Raw genomic sequence first — 22,680 nt, forward strand, 5'->3', positions numbered from 1 at the left:
TGGGCCAGACGCTGATTAAATGGTGTTTAATTTCGACTATTTGTACTTAGTAAGTGTCAGCGAAAGAGTGTCTTAAACAGCACTGGTTATTTCGGGTTGTATGCTTTCAATGTTAAGTGTTGGATAAAGCGCTCCCTTATTTATATTCACTTTTAAAAAAATGACGCAAGGAGATTTCCCGACTCATGGCAGGCTCACCCAACGCATCCAATATGGTGGTCGGGCTGGACATTGGAACGTCCAAGGTCGTCGCGATAGTCGGTCAACCTACCGATGATGGCGGAATTGAAATTGCCGGTATTGGCTCTCACCCTTCGCGTGGTATGAAACGCGGTGTGGTAATCAATATTGAGTCAACGGTGCAGTCTATCCAACGAGCGGTTGAAGAAGCCGAGTTGATGGCTGGCTGCGATATTCACTCGGTTTATGTTGGCGTGGCTGGTAGTCATATTAGCTCAATGAACTCTGATGGTGTTGTTGCCATAAAAGAGCGTGAAGTGACACCTTCTGATATCGAGCGTGTTATTGATTCTGCACGCGCCCGCGCTATTTCAGAAGGACAGCGAGTGCTGCATGTGCTGCCTCAAGAGTTCTCAATTGATGCCCAAGGCGGCATCCGTGAGCCACTGGGAATGTCCGGTGTGCGTTTAGAGGCACAGGTGCACTTAGTAACTGCCGCCTTAAACGCAGTGCAAAATATCGAAAAGTGCGTGCGCCGCTGTGGTTTAGAAGTTGACGCTATTATTTTGGAACAGCTAGCCTCAAGTATGGCGGTGCTGACCGAAGACGAGCGTGAACTGGGTGTTTGCATGGTGGATGTGGGTGGTGGTACCACTGATATGGCTATTTTCAGCGAAGGGGCTATTCGCCATACGGCGGTTATTCCTATTGCAGGCGATCAGGTGACTAACGATATTGCCATGGCGCTGCGCACACCAACGCAGCATGCTGAAGAGATTAAAGTTAAATACGCTTGTGCGTTAACGCATTTAGCGGCAAGTGATGAAATGATTAAAGTACCTAGCGTAGGTGATCGTCCTGCGCGTGACCTATCGCGTCAAGCACTTGCTGAAGTGGTAGAGCCGCGTTACGAAGAGTTGTTTACGCTAATAAGGGATGAATTGCGCCGCAGCGGCTATGAAGACATGGTCGCTGCTGGAATAGTGCTTACTGGCGGTACCGCGCGCATGGAAGGTGTTAGCGAATTGGCGGAAGAGATTTTCCATATGCCCGTGCGCATCGCATGTCCGCAAAACGTAAGAGGTTTGGCGGATGTCGTGCATAATCCTATTTATGCGACGGGCGTTGGTCTGCTGCATTATGCCTTGCAGGAAGCGCGTCATGGGCAAGGCCTAAGAAGCCACGGGGGAGTTGTTGCCGCTCATAAGGGCCGCAACGAACTTGCCCGACGTGATATCAAGGAAGACCATTCGGCGCTGGCAAGAATTAAAGGCTGGTTCAAAGGAAATTTCTGACAGGGCCGCAATCGCGGTTCAGGAGACGGGGCTTATGTTCGAATTGGTAGATAACGCACCCTCGAGCAGTGCGGTCATCAAAGTGGTCGGTGTTGGCGGCGGTGGCGGCAATGCTGTAAACCACATGGTCGAAAGCAATATTGAAGGCGTTGAGTTTATCTGCGCTAACACGGATGCCCAGGCGCTCAAGCGCGTGTCGGCAAAAACCGTATTGCAGTTGGGCAGTGAAATTACTAAGGGATTGGGCGCAGGTGCCAATCCCGAAGTAGGGCGTCAGGCGGCGATGGAAGACCGCGAGCGCATTGCCGAATTGCTGGCAGGCGCCGATATGGTGTTTATCACTGCCGGTATGGGTGGTGGTACTGGCACCGGTGGTGCACCTGTGGTTGCACAGGTTGCTAAAGAACTCGGTATTCTTACCGTTGCGGTTGTGACCCGCCCCTTCCCGTTTGAAGGGCCGAAGCGTATGCGCGCTGCTGAAGAGGGCATGAAAGAGCTCTCCGAGCACGTCGATTCGTTGATCACTATCCCCAACGAAAAACTGCTCTCAGTGCTGGGTAAAAGCGCCACGCTGTTAACGGCCTTTAGTGCCGCGAACGATGTGCTGCTGGGTGCTGTCCAGGGTATTGCTGAACTAATTACCAGCCCGGGTATTATCAACGTCGATTTTGCCGATGTACGTACCGTTATGTCGGAAATGGGCATGGCGATGATGGGCACCGGTGGGGCGACAGGCGAGAATCGTGCCCGTGAAGCGGCTGAGAAAGCTATTCGTAGTCCGCTGCTGGAAGATATCGACCTGCATGGCGCGCGCGGTATTCTGGTCAACATTACGGCTGGTCCCGATCTGTCAATTGGCGAGTTCAACGATGTGGGCGCCACTGTGCAAGAGTTTGCATCGTCAGATGCCACTATTGTAGTGGGTACCTCCATTGACATGGAAATGTCCGACGAGCTGCGTGTTACCGTTGTTGCCGCGGGCTTGGATGGGCAAAAACCCAAAACGGCAGCGCGCGAGCCAGCACGTCGATCCGCTGCGGAATCTTCATCTGACTACCGCAAACTTCAGCAGCCGACGGTAATGCGTCAGCAAGCGACAGCGCGCGCTGAAGCACCTGAAGCTGCCGCTAAGCCACGTCCTGACAATCGTCGCGCTAGTGAAGCCGACGATTACCTGGATATCCCCGCGTTTCTACGTCGCCAGGCGGATTGATTCCTTTTTTATCAGACTCACTTTCGCGGCAAGCAAGCGTTTTATTGGCTAAAACGCTTGCTTGCTGTTAAAGTGAACACTGTTTGATAACTTTTTCCTGCGGCAATCACCGTCATCAGAGCTCGATTACTACCTATGATCAGACAACGCACCCTACAAAATGTCATTCGCGCCACCGGCGTGGGCCTGCATTCTGGCAAAAAAGTCCATTTGGCTTTGCGTCCGGCGCCGGCCAATACAGGGATTGTGTTTGTTAGAACCGATCTGGAACCCGTTGTTCATGTGCCAGCCCGTGCAGAATTGGTGGAAGACACTACGTTATGCACCGCGCTCTCATATGAAGGGGTTAAAGTAGCGACCGTTGAGCACCTGATGTCAGCTTTTGCTGGGCTGGGTATTGATAACGCTTATGTGGACGTTAGCGAGCCTGAAGTCCCTATTATGGACGGCAGCGCGAGCCCATTTGTGTTTTTGATTCAGTCTGCGGGTATTTTAGAGCAGGATGCAGCAAAGAAATTTATCCGCATTAAGCATCGTGTGGCGGTTACCGATGGCGATAAAGAAGCTGTTTTCTTGCCTCATCAAGGATTCAAAGTCTCTTTTGCCATTGACTTCGACCACCCGGTGTTTGAACAGCAGAAACAGACGGCGCTGATTGATTTTTCGACCACGTCATTCGTAAAAGAAGTCGCGCGCGCGCGTACCTTTGGTTTTATGCGTGATCTTGAGTTTTTACGCTCAAACAATTTGGCGCTTGGCGGCAGTCTCGATAACGCTATCGTAGTAGACGACTACCGTATCGTTAATGAAGGCGGTCTGCGTTACGAAGATGAATTTGTTAAGCATAAAGTGCTCGATGCCATCGGTGACTTATACCTGCTAGGTTGTAGCTTAATTGGCGAGTTCCGTGGTGTTAAATCAGGCCATGCGCTTAACAACCAGCTGTGCCGTGAATTAATGGCGCAGCCCGACGCTTACGAAATTGTCACGTTTGAAGAAGATAAGGCGGTGGCGCCCATCTCTTACGCTGCACCTGCCATGGCGTAACGGCCTAACCGTCTTTATCGCGCTTCACTGCTGATAAGGTCCCTTGGTAAAGGCAAGGTTGTCAGGAATTACCTCAATAAAGCATCGCTAAAGCGGTGCTTTATGCGTTTTAAGCGGCGGATGATTTAGCGGCACTGCAAATTTGTTGATTACTCATGGGGGCGTGCGTGTGACGCCAGCCGTTCAAGCGCACGCTTTAACGTGGGGTTGGTCGTATCCTCAGCGCACTCAGCAAGTGTTTTGCCTGCATCTGCTGAAAGGCTGCGGGTATTGCGCGGCGGGGCCACAATAGGGCGCACGGGGCGTACTTTAAACGTAAACCCGTTTACGCCTTCAAAGCCGGGCAATTGGTGAAGTAGCTCTAGCAAGCGACGCTGTTCGAAGCGTAGCCACGTTAGCCAAGCTGCTTGGCCACTAATAAGGGTTAAACGACCTTCGCGAAAACCGCCGACAAAAATATGTTCACGCATCTCTTCGGGCAAGTGAGCGCGCAGATGCCGTTGCGCCTGGTCGATTAAGCGAGACAGGCGCATTAACTGATTAATATCGCCGGACTTTGAGAGCAAGCGGGCGATGGGCTGTGCGCGAGAACGCTTAACCTTTATACTCATATGCTTAATTCCTAGGGTACCGCTATCCTAGGGTACCGCTAATGAGGATGTCGGCGCTTTTGCCGAGCCAACTATTAGCCGATATTACCACGCCCAGGAGCCGGTCTACAGCATGTCATCCACGCTTGATATTCAATCTGCTTTGCCGCGGCGCCAGCGTCGCTACGGTATTGCACGTTGGTGGCTGGCCGGTTTGCTAGTGAGTTGCCTCTTACCCGCTAGTTTAGGCCCTGCGGATGCTTTCCGCAGCGGTGAACGTGGCGTCACAATCTGTTTCTGGGTACCTGCGATTTTACGCGCTCAGTCGAACTGGATTGCCAAAAGGCGGCGTGCGCTACGCCGCTTTGCACAACACCCACGGCGATTTGCGCCAGCAAGGCGCCTATATAATTGGCTGCCTCCAATGACCATACTGGTCGCAGCGCGCGATGTTTTGACCCAGCGCGGCCCCCCTTTCCATCGAGTTAACTAATACACCTACTTTGCCCTTCTCTTTTTTGGGAAAAGGGCTTGAAGAATTAGGGCGAGGCTCGCTGGGTCGCTCGTGAATATTTGGATATTTCATGCTTAATAATTTATTACGTAAAGTCGTGGGCTCTAAAAATGACCGCGATGTTAAACGCATGCACAAAAATGTGCCGCAGGTTAACGCATTAGAAGCAGAGTTTGAGGCCATTAGCGATGCTGAGCTGCAGGGTAAAACGGCAGAGCTACGCGAGCGCCTAGCGTCAGGTGAATCGCTAGATGCGCTGCTAACGCCCGCTTTTGCGATTGTTCGTGAAGCCAGTAAGCGGGTCATGAGCATGCGTCATTTTGATGTACAGATGGTGGGCGGCATGACGCTGCACCGTGGCCGTATTGCGGAGATGAAAACCGGTGAGGGTAAAACGCTGGTCGCGACGCTGGCGGTGTACCTGAATGCGCTGCCGGCTAAAGGCGTGCACGTGGTCACGGTGAACGACTATTTGGCCCGGCGCGATGCCGAGTGGATGCGCCCGCTGTATGAGTTTCTAGGCCTGACCATTGGCGTTATCTTCTCTGGGCAAAGTGGTGAAGAGAAGCGCCATGCCTACCAGTGCGATATCACTTATGGCACTAATAACGAGTTCGGCTTCGATTATTTACGCGATAACATGGCGTTCTCGTTAGAGGATAAAGTCCAGCGTGGCCTGCATTATGCGATTGTCGATGAGGTTGACTCGATTCTTATCGATGAAGCGCGTACGCCGCTGATTATTTCAGGCGCGGTCGATGAAAATACCGATCTGTATAAAGTCGTTAACCAACTTGCCCAGCAGCTTGAGAAGGGTGAAGAGGTTGAAGATGAAGAGGCCACGGTCGTCGGTGACTTCTTAGTTGATGAGAAGCAGAAGCAGGTTGAACTGACCGAGCAAGGGCATAATAAAGTTGAGGAGCTGATGCGTGCTGAAGGCTTGTTGGGCGATGATGAATCGCTTTATGCCGCACAAAATCTCAACTTGCTTCAGCATATGCACTCGGCCCTACGCGCCCGCTATCTCTACAACCGCGACGTTGACTATATCGTCTCCGAAGGTCAAGTCGTCATCGTTGACGAGCATACCGGTCGCTCAATGCCGGGGCGTCGCTGGTCGGAAGGCTTACACCAAGCCGTTGAAGCCAAAGAGGGCGTTACGGTGCAGCGTGAAAGCCAAACGCTCGCTTCCACCACCTTCCAGAACTATTTCCGCCTGTATGAGAAGTTAGCGGGGATGACCGGCACGGCAGATACCGAAGCCTTCGAGTTTCGGCAAATTTACGGCCTTGACGTGGTGGTTATTCCAACCAATCGCCCGCTGGCACGTAAAGACTTGAATGATTTGGTTTATTTGAGCGCTGAAGAGAAATACGAAGCGATCATCAAGGATGTCAGAGCTGAAACGGAAGCTGGCCGACCGGTCTTGGTGGGCACCGCGTCCATTGAGACGTCCGAGTACCTTGCCAACTTGATGCGCGAGTCTGGGCTAGCGTTTAACGTGCTCAATGCCAAGCAGCACCAGAGCGAAGCCGAAATCATTGCCCAGGCCGGTCGTCCAGGGGCGATCACTATCGCCACTAACATGGCCGGTCGCGGTACCGATATCGTTCTGGGGGGCAACTGGGAAGCCGAAGCCGCGAAGCTGCAAAACCCCACTCAAGCGCAGGTTGATGATCTCAAAGCCGAGTGGCAAGCGCGTCACGATGGCGTGTTGGCCGCTGGCGGCTTGCACGTAGTGGGCTCTGAGCGCCACGAATCCCGGCGTATTGATAACCAGCTGCGGGGCCGTGCCGGTCGCCAAGGTGACCCAGGTTCAACGCGCTTCTTCCTGTCGCTTGAAGATAGCCTGATGCGCCTATTTGGCTCTGATCGCGTCAAACGCCTGATGCAGGCATTGGGGCTTGAGCATGGCGAAGCCATCGAGCATAAGATGGTCTCTAACGCTGTTGAGCGTGCCCAGAAGAAGGTCGAAGGGCGTAACTTCGATATTCGTAAGCAGCTGCTTGAGTATGATGACGTTGCCAACGACCAGCGCCGGGTGATCTACGACCAGCGCAATGAGATTCTGGCTGCGGACGACGTTGCGGAGGCCGTTATCGGTATCCGTGAAGAGGTCATGGAAACGGCGATCAGCGACTACGTGCCGCCTCAGAGCCTGCCCGAGCAGTGGGATTTGCCCGGTTTGGAAGCGCACCTTAAAACGGAATTTAACCTTGATGCCCCTGTCGTTCAGTGGGCCGCTGAGGATGACCGTTTCAGCGAGGAGCAATTGCGCGAGCGGCTGCAAAACATGCATCGCGAGGCCTATGCAGCTAAAATTGAAGCTGCCGGTGAGAAGCTGATCCGCCGTTTTGAAAAGCAGGTAATGCTACAAGTACTGGATACGCGCTGGAAAGAGCACCTGCAGTCGATGGATCATCTGCGTCGCGGTATCCACCTGCGCGGCTATGCCCAGAAAAATCCCAAGCAAGAGTACAAGCGTGAATCCTTTACGCTCTTCCAACAGCTGCTCGAACATATTAAGGCCGATGTAACGCGTATTCTAAGCCACGTTCAAGTACGTCAGCCCGAGGAAGTCGACGCCTTGGAGCGTCAGCGCCGTGAAGCGTTGGAGCGTGAAACCGCTACGGCTGCCAGCCGCCACGACGAACCTACCGACGAGCAGCCTGGCACCCCCGAGGAAGCGCCCAGCATTGATGGCCGTCCGGTACGCCGCGAAGGGCCGAAGGTTGGCCGTAATGATCCGTGTATTTGTGGCTCGGGTAAAAAGTACAAGCAGTGCTGTGGAAAACTAAGTTAACGGTGTTCGTTTCTGAAACAGTGGCTGAGATAGCGTCTGCCAAAAGGAGAAACATATGGCGGTAGGAAATACGTCTTTTCCAGACATGCCGCCCCTTAACGGGGTGCGTCTGGGGGTAGCAATGGCAGGCATCAAGAAGCCTAACCGTCGCGATATGGTGGTCATTGAGCTGCCCGAAACGGCCACCGTGTCGGGTGTGTTTACCCAAAATGCGTTTTGCGCCGCGCCGGTGGTAGTGGCAAAGCAGCACCTTGAGCAGTGCCGTGCTGATAGCCGTTCACCGCGATTTTGGCTGATCAATACCGGCAATGCCAACGCGGGCACGGGAGAAGCAGGCTTGCGCGATGCGCGCGCAAGCTGTGCCGAGCTTGCCAAGCAGGCCGGGGTAAACGAACACGACGTGTTGCCGTTCTCAACCGGCGTGATTGGCGAGCCGCTACCGATGGAGCGACTATTGGCGGGGCTGGCCCCTGCGCTTGAAACTCTGACCTGCGACGGCGCAGCTTGGCAGCACGCAGGGCAGGGTATATTAACCACGGATACCCGTGCCAAAGGCGCAACCGTTACGTTGGACATTGGCGACCAGGCGGTGACGATTAACGGCATCGCTAAAGGGTCAGGCATGATCAAACCCAACATGGCGACCATGCTGGGGTTTGTGGTCACCGATGCGGCTATCGAGGCGCCGCTTCTAGATCGCCTATTGCGGGAAACCGTGGACCGCTCGTTTAACTGCATTACCGTGGACAGCGACACCTCGACCAATGACGCCTGCATGATAGCGGCGACTGGCACTGGCCCGCAGATAGTTGATGAAGAGCAGGTGTCGATTTTTCGTCATGCTTTGCAGCAGGTGATGACCGAGCTTGCGCAAGCGATTATTCGCGATGGCGAAGGGGCGACTAAGCTCGTCACCCTTCAGGTGGGCGAAGCAAACAGTCGTCAAGAAGCGCTTGATGTCGCTTTCACCGTTGCCCACTCTCCGCTGGTTAAAACCGCGCTCTACGCGTCAGATGCTAACTGGGGGCGTATTTTGGCAGCCGTTGGCCGAGCGCCCGTGAGTGACTTTGACGTTAATCGCGTGGTGATTGAGCTGGGTGACGTGCGTTTAGTCGAGCATGGCGGGCGTGCCGCTGGTTATACCGAAGCAGCGGGTAGCGCCGTGATGGCGCAGTCAGACATTACCATTCGCATTAACTTGGGACGCGGTGAAGAGAGCGCCACAGTGTGGACCTCCGACCTTTCCCATGACTATGTGTCTATCAACGCGGATTACCGCAGCTAGTCAGTCTTTCCCCTCAGCGGAGCATTTAACTGGCAGCAGTAAAGAACATACGCAGCGAGATGGCACCGGCGTCATCAATATCGGTGTGCACACAGTGAATAAAGACGTAGTGAGTGGATGAGTATATGAGCATAAAGGTAAAACGGCGGGTGCATGTCGCGGCGGCTGCGATTATTAGCGCCGATCAACAGCAGGTACTTATCGCTCGTCGGCCGTCGAACGTTGATCATGGCGGACTGTGGGAGTTTCCAGGCGGCAAGCTGGCTCCTTATGAAACCGGCCTTGAGGGGTTGAAGCGTGAACTGCACGAAGAATTGGGCTTAGAAATTGTCTGCGCCCAGCCGTTGATCCGCGTTCATCACGAGTATCCCGACAAGCATATCCTGCTTGATGTCTGGCAGGTGCACGAGTTTGCTGGTGAGCCGTTTGGCCGTGAAGGGCAGGCGGTGCGCTGGGTACCTATGAGCGAGCTCTCTAACTACCCCTTCCCGGCGGCTAATTTGCCGATTTTGCGTGCGGTAAGATTACCCACCGAGTATCTAATCACCGGTGAAGAGGCCGATGAGGCACGCTTTGATGCATTTTTGGAGCGGGCGCTGCGTGAAGACAATATTCGCTTGGTGCAACTACGTGCTAAGCGGCTGGACGAGGCCGCTTACCTTGCGCGTGCCCAGCGAGCGCTAAGCATGTGTCGTGAGCATGGCGCGCGGCTACTGTTGAATGGTGAGCCAGCGCTGCTTGATCACATTGATGCCGATGGTATTCATTTGGCCAGCGAGCGTTTAATGCAGCTTGAGCGCCGTCCAATTGCCGAAGACAAGTGGCTGTCGGCGTCAACACACAACCAAAAGCAGCTTACCCAGGCAGCGGTATTAGGCTGCGATTTCGTCAGCCTTTCACCACTGCGCACCACGCCGTCGCACCCTGAAGTGCTCCCGCTCGGCTGGCACGATTTCCAGCAACTGGTTGAGCGTGCAGGCATGCCAGTATTCGCACTCGGTGGCATGACCCGCTTTGATGCCAATCATGCCCGCGCCGTAGGTGCACAGGGCATCGCTTCAATCCGCGATTTCTGGAAATAACTAAGCTAATCAACCTATAATCAAAAACGCCTGCCTGGGGTATTATCCAAGGCAGGCGTTTTTTTTTAGCCAGCAACCGCGGGTTTCTTAGTCGCGGTAGCGGCGGGTTAAGTCGCTATAGGCATCTACTCGACGATCGCGCAGATAAGGCCAGATACGGCGGGTGTTTTCACTGCGCGCCATATCTAGCTGAACGACTAGCTGTTGCGTCTCTTCGCCTGCATGAGCTAATAGCTCACCCTGCGGCCCACAGACAAAACTACCGCCCCAAAACTGAATGCCATCGCCGACCCCAGAGTGATCGGCCTCAAAACCCACCCGGTTAGCTACCAGTACGGGTAAACCATTGGCTACGCCATGGGCGCGCTGGATCACCGTCCAGGCATCTTTTTGGCGGAGTTTTTCAGCGCTGTCATCGTTGGGATCCCAGCCAATAGCGGTGGGGTAGAGCAGTAAATCGGCGCCGGCCAGCGCCATTAGGCGAGCAGCTTCGGGATACCACTGATCCCAGCAGACCAACACCCCCAGGCGACCCACCGAGGTGTCGATGGGCGTAAAGCCCTCTGCACGAGCACTGTCGTGATCACCCGGTGTGAAGTAAAACTTCTCATAAAACCCAGGGTCATCGGGGATGTGCATTTTGCGATACTGCCCAACCCGCCCTTTAGCGCGGTCATAGACCACCGCTGTATTGTGATACAGCCCCGGTGCGCGGCGCTCAAACAGCGACCCGACCAATACAATATCCAGCTCTTTAGCGAGCGCGGCCAATCGCTGGCCGGTAGGGCCGTCAAGCGGCTCCGCTAGATCAAACAGGGCCGGATCCTCAAACTGGCAGAAGTAGTGGGTGGCGTGCAGTTCCTGCAGCAGTACCAGTTGAGCGCCTTGTTTCACCGCATTGCGAATACCCTCTTCACTGACTGCCAAGCTTTGGGCCTTATCAGGCCAGGCGGGCTGCTGCACCACCCCCACGGTTAGTGTGTTCGACATAATGGCTCCTTTATTCAAGCTTGATGCGCGAGTGATTGGCAGCCGCTAACGTGCCCTGGGGCAACTGCATGGTTAAACAGTGCAGGCTACCGTGCTGGCGAATAACACTGACGCACTCAATGGGGATCAGCGTGTGCTCGGGAAATGCCAGCGCCAATGCTTGCAGCGCTAAGATGTCCGCCGGGTCGCCGTAGGTAGGTACTAAAACGGCCTGATTAATAATCAGGAAATTAGCGTAGGTGGCGGGCAGGCGATGGCCATCTTCCGGGTCAAAGCTGGGCTGGGGCCAGGGCAGGGCGATAAGCCGGTAAGGTTCGCCGTTACGCTGGCGGAACGCCTGCAGCTCCTGCTCCATGGCGGCCAAAGCCGAGTAGTGCGGGTCGCTGGGGTCATCGCAACGCACATAGGCAATGGTGGTTGGATCGCAAAAGCGCGCCAGGGTGTCAATATGGCTGTCAGTGTCATCGCCCTCTAAATGGCCGTTAGCCAGCCACAATACGCGGTCAACGCCGAAATCTTGGGCGAGCTGTGCTTCAACCGCTGCACGCGAGAGCGATGGATTGCGGTTGGGGTTAAGCAGGCAGGCCTCGGTGGTCAGCAGGGTGCCTTCGCCATCGGTTTCAATACCGCCACCCTCCAGTACTAAATCCCGCGCGGCCACGGGGCAGGCCCACACGCCAGCATCAGCAAGCCATTGGGTGAGCTGGTTGTCGCGCTCGGCGGGAAACTTACCGCCCCAGCCGGTAAAGGTGTAGTCAAGCATCCCCAACTGCCCTTGCGCGTCGATAACGCTGATCGGTCCATGGTCCCGCGCCCAGGTATCATCGGTGGGTGCGACAATAAGCTGCAGGCGTTCAGCGGGTACACCATAGGCGTTAAAAGTGTTGGCCAAGCGCTGTTTAGTGAGCTCGTCGGGTGTACAAATAAGCACGCGCTGATAGCGCGCGGTGGCAATTACGATGCGTTCGAAGGTAGCTTCGATGCGAGCGAGTAGTGGCGCCCAATCGCCGTCAGGGCGTGGCCAGGTCAGTTGTATCCCATCTTGGGGATACCATTCGGGTAGCAAACGATACGTCATAAAAGCGCAGCCCCACGGTTAGCAGCAAATCGGCGCAATGTAGGGTGTGACGCTGCAACTTGCAAGCGTAACGTTTTTAATCTGAACGCTAACAGTGTTGGCCGCTCTAATGGCCGTTTGAACATGCAGAGACACTAAAAAAACCGTACCATAAGTGCTTATTAATAAGGAATGACGCCATGCTTGATCGTTTGCCTTTTCTGGTGGGGCTGCGCTACGTGCGCGCTAAACGCCGGAACCATTTTATTTCGTTTATTTCGCTCACCTCAATGCTGGGCTTAATGCTGGGGGTCGCCGTACTGATATTAGTACTGTCGGTGATGAACGGCTTTGACCACGAGCTGCGTACGCGCATCTTAGGTATGGTGCCCCATGCTAAAATTGAGTCACGAGTGGGCATGGTGGAGTGGGAGTCGTTAGCTGAAGAGTTAATGCAGCGCGAGCGGGTCATCGGCGCGGCACCTTACGTTGAGCAGCAGGGCATGTTCTCTGTGGGAGGGCGCAATCAGGGTGCCATGGTCAACGGTATCAACCCTGATTGGGAAGACCGGGTATCGATTATTGGTGAACATATGCGCCAAGGTGAGCTGGCCGATCTGGTGCCCGGTGAGTGGCATGTGGTGCTGGGCTCAATGCTGGCGCGCAACCTGGGCGTTGGCGTGGGTGATCGAGTGACGCTGCTGGTACCTGAGGCGTCGATTACCCCTGCGGGGGTCTTTCCGCGCTTAAAGCGCTTTACCGTCAGCGGTATTTTTAGCGTCGGTGCTGAGCTAGACGCTAATTTGGCCTATGCCAATATTGAAGATATGCAAACGCTTGCTCGTCTTGGCGATGCGGTGGGCGGGCTTCGCCTAGAGTTGGATGATCTGTTTGCCGCCAGCAGCGAAACCCAGGCGATTCTTAATCAACTCGGCCCGGAGTATCGCGGTAGTGATTGGACACTCTCTCAAGGCAATCTTTTCCAGGCAATACAGATGGAGAAGCGCATGATTGCGCTGCTGTTAACCGTTATTATCGCCGTTGCAGCGTTTAATATTGTCTCTACTCTGGTCATGGTGGTTACCGATAAGCGTGCGGATATCGCTATCCTACGAACGATTGGTGCTAAACCGAGCTCGATTATGGGCATTTTTATTGTTCAAGGCATGGCCATTGGACTGATCGGCATTGCGATCGGGGTGGCCGTCGGTGTGCTGCTGGCGTTGACCATTGCCGACCTTATCGGTTGGGTTGAAGGAACGCTGGGGATTCAGTTTTTGGATGCCGGGGTGTACTTCATTAGCGATCTACCTTCACAGCTACAGTGGAGCGACGTTATCCGTATCGTGTTGGCCGCCTTCGGCTTAACGTTCCTGTCCACACTGTATCCTGCTTGGCGAGCGGCGCGGGTGCAGCCAGCGGATGTATTGCGCTATGAATAACGGTTTTCGAAGTGAGAATCCAGAAGTGAGTATGCCCATGGAAACACCGCAACAAGCCGCCATCATGCTCGATTGCCAGGCGTTAACGCGAACCTATAGCGAAGGTCCGCAAGACCTAACGGTGCTGGATAAGCTGAACCTGCAGGTGCGCGCTGGCGAGCGTGTCGCCATCGTTGGCAGCTCGGGTTCCGGTAAGACAACGCTACTGAATCTGCTGGGCGGGCTTGATCGCCCAAGCGAGGGCTGTGTGGTGATCGCCGGTGAGCCGCTGTCAGGCTTAAATGAAGCGGCGCTGGGCAGCTTTCGTAATCGCTACATTGGTTTTGTCTACCAGTTTCACCACCTGTTGGCTGAATTCACCGCACTTGAAAACGCTGCTTTGCCGTTGATTATTCGCGGACAATCAAAAAAGGCGGCCGAACAGCGGGCAATGCAGATTCTTGCCCGGGTTGGCATGCAGCCACGGGCGGATCATAAACCTGGGGAGCTTTCGGGCGGGGAGCGCCAACGCGTAGCGATTGCACGTGCGCTGGTCACCGATCCTAGTCTGGTGTTAATGGATGAGCCCACTGGCAACCTGGATCAAACCACGGCGGCGACGATTTTGGCCTTAATGGATGAACTGGCTAAAGAGAGCGCCTGTGCATTCGTGATCGTCACCCACGATGTAAGCCTTGCCGCCCATCAAGACCGAGTGCTTAAACTCGATGCCGGTAAGTTGGTAGAGCAGGCACCAGCCGTTTAATTAACGCTCAATTATCAAACTCTGCTTCAATCTGCGCACGCCGCTGCCGACGTTTTAGGCGGCGGCGTTTCCAATGGTGAGAGACATGCCAGCGCCAGATCAGGCGAATACCGATATTAACCACAATCGCCAGGATAACCGCCGTCACCAGCGAGCCGACGATCAGTGGCGGCATGATATCGTGCATCTGTTCGGCTATCCAGCGCGTCGAAATACGCGAAGGGGCTTCCCGCACGGGCTTGCCCAGTATAACGGTGCCAAGCCAGTAGTTACCGTAAAAGATCAGTGGCATGGTTAATGGGTTAGTGATCCATACCAAGCCCACGGATAGGGCTAAGTTGCAGCGGGTTAGACGAGCGCCCAGCGCCGCGACCACCATCTGCAAAGGGATGGGCAGCATGGCGCAAAATACGCCCACGCTAAACGCATTGGCAACGCTTCGGCGTGTTAAAAGCCACAACCCCGGATCGGCAATTAGCGGCGCCATAAAGCGAAGCGAGCGCTGTTTCCTGATAGTGTCGGGTTTGGGCATGTAGCGCTGCAGGAACCGGCGCGGCATGACGGATACTCTTTACCTATCGATGTAGCCCATTATCCATATAGAGCTACCCTTCGGCTATATAGAGTAGGCTTAGGCCATCAACGCACATTCGCCAGGAGGGGCTATGCGGTTAGGGGTCGCTATGCCAGCCGCTATAGCGGCGCTCATGGGAGGGTTGCTGGCGTGGTATAGCCACGCCTCTGGGTTAACCTCAAACGCGTATGGTGGCGTGATGGTGGCCGCGTTACTGCTATTAGCTTGGCGGCCCCGCTTAAGTATTTGGCTGTTGATTGGCCTGTGGGTGTTTGCAGGCGTTCAACGTGAATGGTCAAGCCGCTTACCGGCAGGGTTAAGCGGTGAAGATATTGCCGTTGAGGCGACTATTTTGACTGCTCAGCCGGTGGGCGACGCAACGCGTCTGCTGCTGGCCGTTAACAACTGCCACCGCTATTCAAGTAGCTCTTCGAATAGCCCTTCAAATAGCGCTTCCACTAACCCACCCCAACGCCCCAGCTGTTCAGCGCTTGGTAAGGTACGCGTCACCGCTTATAGCGACGATGTGTTTAAGCCCGGCGAGCAGTGGCAGTTGACGCTGCGGCTACGTCCACCCAGTGGCTTTACCAACCCTGATACCTTCGACTATGAACAGTGGCTATGGCGCGAAGGTATTCACGCCACCGGTTACCTGCGCCAAGACCCATCTCCCGCTCGGTTATCCTCGGCTGGCCCTTCGCTTCGTCAGTTTGGGCTGGATTTTTTAGCTCGCCAGACGCTTGAAGAGCAAACAAAACGTTGGTTGGCGGCATTGACACTGGGTGATAGCGAGCAGTTAACCCAAGACGATTGGTCACTGCTCAATGCAACGGGCACAACACACTTGGTGGTGATTTCCGGGCTGCATGTGGGGCTGGTGGCGTCGTTTGTGTTGCTGTTGGCCAGGCTGGTTGCCCGATTAACCACGCCTACCAACTGGCGGATGCGCACTTGGCCGTGGTGGTCAGCGGCGGCTGCATGCGTAGGCTATGCCGCGCTTGCCGGAATGGCGCCACCGGCCATGCGGGCGATGGTGATGACGCTGATTGGGCTGTGGGTGCTCAGCGGGCGCCATGCGCCTGGACCCTGGCAAGCGTGGTGGCTGGCACTCGCGCTGGTACTAATAGTTGATCCACTGGCGTTATGGCGCCCAGGTATGTGGTTATCGTTTCTGGCGGTAGCGTGGTTAATCATTATTTGGCAGGGACGAAAGCGGCCTGTCGGAATAAAAGGTTGGTGCTGGGCGCTGGTTAGATCACAGTTGTTGTTAGCACCTCTGATGGCCGCTGCTGTGCTCGTCGCCTTTGGTCGCGTGGCACCAGCGGCGCCGCTGATCAATTTAGTCGCCGTGCCCTGGGTAAGCTCGGTGATGGTGCCCACGGCGCTGTTGGGCTGGCTGCTGTCACCTATTCCCCTGGTGGGAGAGGCGGTGTGGTGGCTGTTTGAACAGGCGCTTAGCGTTTTCCAACTGTTGCTGACGCTTGCCGTTCAGCACTGGCCATTGTGGGAACCTGACCGGCCGTTAACGCATCCGCTCGCCTTCGCACTGTTACTGCTGTCGTTATGCTGGGGATTACCTGCAGTGCTACCGGGGCTGCGATTTGCTGCCACTGCCCTGATGGTAGCGCTGCCGTGGTGGTCGCTTTCGTCATCGACTTCCCCGGATGCGCTCAAAGTGAGCGTGTACGATGTGGGGCAGGGGCAGTTAATCGAGCTGCGCAGCGAAAATTACCGCCTTTTGTACGATACCGGACCGCGATTTCGTGGTGGCTTTATGCCGTTAGAAACCCTATGGTCGCCGGGTCAGCAGTTTGATCAGGTGATCGTTAGCCACGCCGATAATGACCATGCGGGAGGCATTAGCGCTTTGAAAAATGATCATCGGGTCGGCCAGTGGATAGCCCCAGCAGGTGAGACGCTGCCCATTTCAAGCGTTGCCTGCCAGCGCGGTCAAGAGTGGCAGCGTGATGGCATAAGCTATCGCTTCTTATGGCCGCCAGCGGGGGATAATACGCTTTCGGCGAATGATCGTTCCTGCGTGTTAGAGGTGAGCGTTGGTGAACAGCGACTGCTGATCACCGGCGATGTGAGTACGCAGATAGAAAGACGCTTTTTGCGCGACATTGACTCACCTGTTTCAGTTCTTGTGGCGGGGCATCACGGTAGCGGCACTAGCTCGGGTATCCAGTTTGTTCGCCGCAGCGCGCCTGAGCAGGTTATTTTTAGCGCCGGGCGAAATAACCCCTTTCAGCATCCGGTCGATTCCGTCGTGCGACGTTTTCGTCAGCAAGGCAGCTGCCTATGGAGCACGGCTCATGACGGCGCGCTGCGTTTTTGGCTCGACGTGGCTCAGCCGATTAACGTTAAAACCACGCGCCAACTGACAGGACGACGCAACCGGTGTTGAAGCACGCCGCCATAAGGTAGAATTCAGCGCACTGCACACTATTGCCAGGAGCGCGTGTGACTGATTCAAGTTGGGGTATCTACAAGCGGTTGTTGGGTTATGTAAAGCCGCATTGGCGGGCGTTTTTGTTGGCGGTGGTGGGTTTTGTGGTGTACGCCGCGTCAAGTACCGCGCTGGCGGAAATGATGAAGCGCCTAATTGATGGCATTCAAAATCCGGATGCGGCCTTTCGGCTATTTCTACCGCTGTTTGTGATTATTATGTTTTCTGCCAGGGGCTTAGGTACTTTTTTAAGTACCTATTTCATGGCTTATGTGGGGCGCTATGTGATTCATACCCTGCGCTGCGATGTATTTGCCCATCTGCTGCACCTGCCTGGCCGCTTTTTTGACCACCACTCCAGCGGTCAGTTGGTATCAAGGGTGACGTATCACGTTGAGCAAGTGGCCGGGGCCGCCACTAAAGCCGTGACGATTATTCTGCGCGAAGGGCTGTTCGTAATAGGCTTGGTGCTTTATTTGCTCTGGACCAACTGGATGTTAACGCTGCTGTTTTTAGCTGTGACGCCGATTATTGCCGTGGTGGTGAGCTATGTCAGTAAACGCTTTAGACGTATCTCCAAGCGCATTCAAAACTCCATGGGCGATGTGACTCATATTGCCTCGGAAGCGCTATCGGGGTACCACGTGGTGCGTACCCACGGCGCTGAAGAGTATGAAAAGCAGCGTTTTAAGCGGGTGAGTGAAGAGAACCGCCGCCAGAGCATGAAGGAGGCCATGACCCGGGCCGTCAGCTCCCCGGTAATTCTGATGCTGGTAGCGATCTCCATGGCCATACTGGTCTGGCTGGCTATGGCGCCCTCGCTGATGGAGAACATGACGCCCGGTGAATTTGTCGCCTTTATCACCGCCGCGGCGCTGATGATTAAACCGGTGCGCCAATTAACCGAGATTAACGGTGAAATTCAGAAGGGGCTGGCGGCAGCGTCTGAACTCTTTGGGCTGCTGGACATGACGCCCGAACAGAATAATGGCAAGCACGTTGCCAGCCGTTTAAGCGGTGATGTGGTGATCGAGAATGTTAGCTTTCGCTATGCAGAGGAACAGCCTGAAGTGCTGCATAACATCAATCTGCGCTTAGCGCCGGGAGAGTTAGTCGCTATTGTAGGTCGCTCGGGGAGTGGTAAATCAACGCTGGTCAGCCTGCTGCCGCGCTTTTATCGACCCAGCGAAGGTAGTATCAGCATCGATGGCATTAATATTGATGAGTACGCGCTTGGGCCGCTGCGCCAACAAATTGCCTTGGTGTCGCAGCAGGTGACGCTATTTAATGCCTCTATTGCCGATAATATTGCTTATGGCGTGGAAAATGCGGACCTTCAAGCCATCAAAGCCGCTGCCGAAGCCGCCTATGCCCATGAGTTTATCGATAAGCTTCCCAATAGCTATGCCACTATCGTGGGCGAAAACGGCGTGATGCTCTCAGGTGGCCAACGCCAGCGGCTGGCAATTGCCCGCGCGATCTTCAAAGATGCGCCGCTGCTGGTGCTGGATGAGGCTACTTCAGCGCTGGACACTGAGTCTGAGCGGTATATTCAAAAAGCCCTGGAGCGGGTCTGTGAAGGGCGTACCACGCTGGTGATTGCCCATCGCCTTTCTACCATTGAACGGGCCGACCGAATTGTGGTGATGGACCAAGGGCGCATTATTGAAGAAGGGCCTCACCAAGAGCTGCTGGATGCCAATGGTGCTTATGCAGCACTGCATCAGCTACAGTTCCAAGAGGCGCTATGACGCTGGCACAGCGCTGGCTGAAGGGCGCTTATCAAGGCAGTCGTTGGTTATCGCCGTTGGTTCCGTTGGGCGCGCTGTATCAGTGGGGCATGGCGCGGCGTGAAAACGCCTACCGTAGCGGGAAAAAAGACGCCTGGAAGGCAGCAGTACCGGTTATCGTAGTGGGCAATATTACCTTAGGTGGCACCGGGAAGTCGCCGCTGGTGGCGTGGTTAGCCAGTTGGCTGGTGGCCCAAGGTTGGTCGCCGGGAATTGTTAGCCGCGGTTATGGCGGAAAAACGCAGCATTATCCATTATTCGTCACCGCCAGCACCAACGTTGCCGAGAGTGGCGATGAACCGCTGATGCTGGCACAACAAACGGGGTTGCCGGTGGTGGCAGACCCCCAGCGCGTGCGGGGTGCCCAGGCATTGGTGGCGGCGGGCTGCGATATAATCCTTAGCGACGATGGTTTGCAGCACTTGGCACTGGCCCGGGATATTGAACTAGTGGTTATCGATGGCGCTCGCGGGCTAGGCAATGGTCGCTGCCTGCCCGCTGGGCCGTTACGCGAATCGCCCAGCCGCCTGCAGCGGGTGGATGCGGTGATCGTCAATGGTGACTGCCAGCGGACGCTGCCGGTCGCTTCTGCCACTACTATGCAGTTAGCCCCATTGTGCTGGCGCCGCCTTGAAGATGGCGCTCGCTTGCCGTTAACGCCATTGCCGTTTGCGTTGCCGGTGCATGCGGTGGCGGGTATTGGCCATCCTGAGCGCTTTTTTCGTACGTTGACCTGTTTGGGGGTTGAAGGCGACTGGCACCCGCTCGCTGATCACCAGCAATATAGCGCTGACGCGCTAAGCTTTAATGATACGCGCCCCGTTATTATGACCGCCAAAGACGCTGTTAAGTGCTACGCCATAGCGCCGGCCAATAGCTGGGTATTAGATGTGGAAGCCACGCTTCCATCCGAATTTGAGCACTGGCTGGCAGCACGGCTGTCGGCACTTTCCTAAAGGAGATACGCGCATGGATAAGGAACTGCTGGCAATGCTGGTCTGCCCGTTGTGTAACGGTAAGCTGAAGTATGATCGCGAGGCTCAAGAGCTGCGCTGTCACTACGATGGCTTGGCCTATCCCATTCAAGAGGGCATTCCGGTGATGTTGCCTGAAGAGGCGCGTGTCATGGATGCTGATGAGAAACTGCATAGTTCTTCAGGACGCTCTTCGGGCCGCACACCGGGGCATACTCCAGGACATGCCGGAGGCGCTTAATGGCTTTTCCTGAATTTACGGTTGTCGTGCCTGCACGCTATGGCTCTACTCGGCTACCGGGTAAACCATTGCTTGAAATTGCCGGGGAGCCGATGGTCGCCCATGTTTGGCGGCGCGCCTGTCAAAGCCATGCAAGTCGCGTGGTTGTCGCCACCGATGATGCCCGCATTGGCGATGCCATGCTGCCATACGGTGCCGAAGTGATCATGACCCGCGCTGATCACCCTTCAGGCACCGACCGCTTGGCCGAAGTGGCTGATATCTTGACGTTGGCGGATGACGCGCTGCTGGTCAATGTGCAGGGCGACGAGCCGTTAATTCCCCCCGCGCTGATTGACCAAGTGGCCCTCCGCTTGGCTGAAGACCAGGATGCTTCAATCGCCACGTTGGCTGAACCGATTAACGATGTCGCAACGCTGTTCAACCCCAATGCGGTTAAGGTGGTGCGCACGCTTCAGGGTCGAGCGCTGTACTTTTCCCGGGCACCAATCCCCTGGGATCGTGACCAATTCAAGGAGCCGCCCACGCTACTGGCGACGGATGCTTGGCTACGCCATATCGGCCTATACGCCTACCGCGCAAGCTTTTTAGCCGCTTACCGCGATTGGCCAGCCTCAAGCCTTGAGCAGCTCGAACAGCTTGAACAGCTGCGCGCACTGCAGAACGGCCATATTATTCAAGTGGCCTTAGCCTGTGAAGTAAATCCCGCCGGTGTCGATACGGCTGAGGATCTAGCGCGGGTTCGGGCGCTGTTAACATAGAGCGGGTTAGGGCGCTGCCGGCATAGCGCGGGTTCGGGGGCTACGGATTAAGCCCAGCCGTTAAGGAGAGCTTTGGTGAAAGTGTTATTTGTGTGTCTTGGCAATATTTGTCGTTCACCTACTGCAGAAGGTGTTTTCCGCCGTGCTCTTGAGCGGGCTGGCATCGCCGATAAGGTTGAAATTGACTCGTGCGGCGTGGGTGATTGGCATGTGGGCAAAGCGCCGGATTCAAGGGCGCAGCAGGCAGCACTCAGCCGCGGTATCGATTTAAGTAGCCTGCGCGCTCGCCAGTTGAGCGTGCAGGATTTCAGTGATTTCGACTATGTGCTGGGCATGGATCAAGACAACTTACGCGCTATGCGTGCTATGAAACCCTCTCATAGCCAGGCTCATGTGGGGCTTTTTCTGGCGTTTGCCGGTACCCCGGGTGGCGAAGTCCCCGATCCTTACTATGGCGGTGAAGAGGGTTTTGAGAGCGCCCTGAATATGATCGAAGCAGCATCAGAAGGGCTGATTCAACACCTTAAGCGTGAGCTCTGATGGTGCTGATGGGATGGCTAAGTTGATGAATATTCTTAGCAACGTCGATTTAACGACCGCCAATACACTGCAACTGCCTTGCCAAGCCGAATGCTTTTCGGCGCCGCGCACAGTGTCAGCGCTACGCGCTGTCCTAGCACATGCGCGCCTTCAGGGGTGGCCAGTCACGCTGTTAGGTGGTGGTAGCAACGTACTGCTGCCTGAACAGTTGCCGGGTTTAGTCGTCCAGCCTGCGTTGAATCAGTGGTGGCTAAGCCGACCCACCGGGCATCAGCAGCAACCACATCAGGAGCAGGTATATGTCAGTGTGGGCGCGGGCGTTAATTGGCACGCCTTGGTCATGGCGACTGCCGTTCGCGGGCTCTGGGGCATCGAGAATCTAGCACTGATTCCCGGTAGTTGTGGGGCAGCGCCGGTGCAGAATATTGGTGCCTATGGTGTTGAACTTGCCGATACGCTGCAGGCGGTGCAAATCATGGAGCTTGCCTCAGGCCGTGTTGAATGGTTAAACACTCAGCAGTGCGCCTTCGGTTACCGTGACAGTGTGTTTAAAGGTGAGTTGGCCGATAAGGTGGTGATTACTCAGTTGGTGTTGCGCCTATCGCGCACGCCGGCAGCGAAATTGGGCTATGGCGACTTGTCCCAGCGATTAACCAGCTCACCCACACCGCTTGAGGTCGCCGATGCGGTATGTGCCATTCGCCGCGAGAAGCTGCCCGACCCTCAGGTGCTTGCTAATGCGGGGAGTTTCTTTAAAAACCCCATTGTCAGCGATACTTTGGCTGCGCAACTATTAAAAGCGCATCCTAAAATGCCGCATTTTCCATACCCAAAAGGGCAGACCAAGCTCGCGGCAGGCTGGTTGATTGATCAATGTGGCTTAAAGGGTATGCGCGATGGCGCTTTTGGCGTACACCAGCATCAAGCGCTGGTGCTGGTTCACTTTGGTGGTGGAGATCGCCAGGGGCTTACCAAAACCGCCAATAATATCGCCTCCCAGGTTGAGGCTCGCTTCGGCGTTCGCCTTGAGCCAGAGCCGCGGTTCATCAATCCATAACACTGCTCACCGTTTTGCTTTCGCCATAACGCAAAATCCCCGCTGAAGCGG

The 22,680-nt window shown here is 55.4% G+C and carries 20 protein-coding genes; 16 read left to right on the forward strand and 4 right to left on the reverse strand.

The annotated features are described in order from the left end of the window. Window positions 1-185 precede the first annotated feature (185 nt). From ftsA to lpxC, 3 genes are all read left to right on the forward strand, one after another. Entirely contained in the window at window positions 186-1,475 is a 1,290-nt protein-coding gene (gene ftsA / locus ACQE2I_RS06825; RefSeq protein ID WP_427030742.1) for a cell division protein FtsA, read from the forward strand. A gap of 34 nt (window positions 1,476-1,509) precedes the next feature. Further along, window positions 1,510-2,688 carry a cell division protein FtsZ gene (ftsZ, locus tag ACQE2I_RS06830; RefSeq protein WP_427030743.1) on the forward strand — a complete coding sequence of 393 codons (1,179 nt, stop codon included), beginning with the start codon at window positions 1,510-1,512 and terminating at the stop codon, window positions 2,686-2,688. Between the two features lie 135 nt (window positions 2,689-2,823). Further along, a complete protein-coding gene (lpxC, locus tag ACQE2I_RS06835) occupies window positions 2,824-3,735 on the forward strand; it encodes a UDP-3-O-acyl-N-acetylglucosamine deacetylase (protein WP_427030745.1) in 912 nt (303 codons plus the stop codon). Window positions 3,736-3,884: 149 nt separating this feature from the next. On the opposite strand, the gene ACQE2I_RS06840 is transcribed toward lpxC, so the two are convergent. Beyond that, entirely contained in the window at window positions 3,885-4,346 is a 462-nt protein-coding gene (locus ACQE2I_RS06840) for a DUF721 domain-containing protein (protein WP_427030746.1), read from the reverse strand. Window positions 4,347-4,458: 112 nt separating this feature from the next. On the opposite strand from ACQE2I_RS06840, the gene ACQE2I_RS06845 reads away from it, so the two are divergent. The 4 genes from ACQE2I_RS06845 to ACQE2I_RS06860 all read left to right on the forward strand — a co-directional run bounded on the left by ACQE2I_RS06845 (window position 4,459) and on the right by ACQE2I_RS06860 (window position 10,009). Continuing rightward, complete coding sequence (locus ACQE2I_RS06845; RefSeq protein ID WP_427030748.1) at window positions 4,459-4,818, forward strand: hypothetical protein; 360 nt, start codon at window positions 4,459-4,461, stop codon at window positions 4,816-4,818. Between the two features lie 91 nt (window positions 4,819-4,909). Then, window positions 4,910-7,642: a preprotein translocase subunit SecA gene (secA, locus tag ACQE2I_RS06850; RefSeq protein ID WP_427030749.1), complete on the forward strand. Its 2,733-nt coding sequence runs from the start codon at window positions 4,910-4,912 to the stop codon at window positions 7,640-7,642. A 55-nt stretch (window positions 7,643-7,697) separates the two neighbouring features. Then, window positions 7,698-8,927: a bifunctional glutamate N-acetyltransferase/amino-acid acetyltransferase ArgJ gene (gene argJ, locus ACQE2I_RS06855; protein WP_427030750.1), complete on the forward strand. Its 1,230-nt coding sequence runs from the start codon at window positions 7,698-7,700 to the stop codon at window positions 8,925-8,927. Between the two features lie 125 nt (window positions 8,928-9,052). Continuing rightward, window positions 9,053-10,009: a Nudix family hydrolase gene (locus ACQE2I_RS06860; RefSeq protein WP_427030751.1), complete on the forward strand. Its 957-nt coding sequence runs from the start codon at window positions 9,053-9,055 to the stop codon at window positions 10,007-10,009. A gap of 87 nt (window positions 10,010-10,096) precedes the next feature. Here ACQE2I_RS06860 and ACQE2I_RS06865 read toward each other — a convergent pair whose 3' ends face one another. Further along, window positions 10,097-10,999, reverse strand: coding sequence for a carbon-nitrogen hydrolase (locus ACQE2I_RS06865; RefSeq protein WP_427030752.1), 903 nt, complete (start codon window positions 10,997-10,999; stop codon window positions 10,097-10,099). A 10-nt stretch (window positions 11,000-11,009) separates the two neighbouring features. Further along, window positions 11,010-12,077, reverse strand: a complete 1,068-nt coding sequence (locus tag ACQE2I_RS06870; protein WP_427030754.1) for an agmatine deiminase family protein — start codon at window positions 12,075-12,077, stop codon at window positions 11,010-11,012. 179 nt (window positions 12,078-12,256) lie between these two features. On the opposite strand from ACQE2I_RS06870, the gene ACQE2I_RS06875 reads away from it, so the two are divergent. Both ACQE2I_RS06875 and ACQE2I_RS06880 read left to right on the forward strand, forming a co-directional pair. Beyond that, window positions 12,257-13,498: a lipoprotein-releasing ABC transporter permease subunit gene (locus ACQE2I_RS06875; RefSeq protein WP_427030755.1), complete on the forward strand. Its 1,242-nt coding sequence runs from the start codon at window positions 12,257-12,259 to the stop codon at window positions 13,496-13,498. A gap of 37 nt (window positions 13,499-13,535) precedes the next feature. Continuing rightward, on the forward strand, window positions 13,536-14,243 hold the full coding sequence (locus tag ACQE2I_RS06880) for an ABC transporter ATP-binding protein (RefSeq protein ID WP_427030758.1): 708 nt from the start codon (window positions 13,536-13,538) through the stop codon (window positions 14,241-14,243). Window positions 14,244-14,250: 7 nt separating this feature from the next. On the opposite strand, the gene ACQE2I_RS06885 is transcribed toward ACQE2I_RS06880, so the two are convergent. Beyond that, complete coding sequence (locus ACQE2I_RS06885; RefSeq protein ID WP_427030759.1) at window positions 14,251-14,802, reverse strand: DUF2062 domain-containing protein; 552 nt, start codon at window positions 14,800-14,802, stop codon at window positions 14,251-14,253. A 106-nt stretch (window positions 14,803-14,908) separates the two neighbouring features. Between ACQE2I_RS06885 and ACQE2I_RS06890 the strand changes: the two genes are divergently transcribed. From ACQE2I_RS06890 to murB, 7 genes are all read left to right on the forward strand, one after another. Continuing rightward, window positions 14,909-17,224, forward strand: a complete 2,316-nt coding sequence (locus ACQE2I_RS06890; RefSeq protein WP_427030761.1) for a DNA internalization-related competence protein ComEC/Rec2 — start codon at window positions 14,909-14,911, stop codon at window positions 17,222-17,224. A gap of 56 nt (window positions 17,225-17,280) precedes the next feature. Then, window positions 17,281-19,017: a lipid A export permease/ATP-binding protein MsbA gene (msbA, locus tag ACQE2I_RS06895; protein WP_427030762.1), complete on the forward strand. Its 1,737-nt coding sequence runs from the start codon at window positions 17,281-17,283 to the stop codon at window positions 19,015-19,017. Further along, entirely contained in the window at window positions 19,014-20,012 is a 999-nt protein-coding gene (gene lpxK, locus ACQE2I_RS06900) for a tetraacyldisaccharide 4'-kinase (protein ID WP_427030763.1), read from the forward strand. The genes msbA and lpxK overlap by 4 nt, the downstream gene beginning before the upstream one ends. A 13-nt stretch (window positions 20,013-20,025) precedes the next feature. Beyond that, the gene (locus ACQE2I_RS06905; protein ID WP_427030765.1) at window positions 20,026-20,271 is read left to right on the forward strand and encodes a Trm112 family protein; all 246 of its coding nucleotides are present in this window, start codon (window positions 20,026-20,028) and stop codon (window positions 20,269-20,271) included. After that, window positions 20,271-21,032 carry a 3-deoxy-manno-octulosonate cytidylyltransferase gene (kdsB, locus tag ACQE2I_RS06910; RefSeq protein WP_427030766.1) on the forward strand — a complete coding sequence of 254 codons (762 nt, stop codon included), beginning with the start codon at window positions 20,271-20,273 and terminating at the stop codon, window positions 21,030-21,032. The genes ACQE2I_RS06905 and kdsB overlap by 1 nt, the downstream gene beginning before the upstream one ends. Window positions 21,033-21,107: 75 nt before the next feature. Further along, the gene (locus ACQE2I_RS06915) at window positions 21,108-21,572 is read left to right on the forward strand and encodes a low molecular weight protein-tyrosine-phosphatase (protein WP_427030767.1); all 465 of its coding nucleotides are present in this window, start codon (window positions 21,108-21,110) and stop codon (window positions 21,570-21,572) included. Between the two features lie 13 nt (window positions 21,573-21,585). Then, window positions 21,586-22,629: a UDP-N-acetylmuramate dehydrogenase gene (murB, locus tag ACQE2I_RS06920; protein WP_427030768.1), complete on the forward strand. Its 1,044-nt coding sequence runs from the start codon at window positions 21,586-21,588 to the stop codon at window positions 22,627-22,629. Window positions 22,630-22,680 lie beyond the last annotated feature (51 nt).

The organism is Halomonas sp. H2 (assembly GCF_050215315.1).
Classification (GTDB): domain Bacteria; phylum Pseudomonadota; class Gammaproteobacteria; order Pseudomonadales; family Halomonadaceae; genus Vreelandella.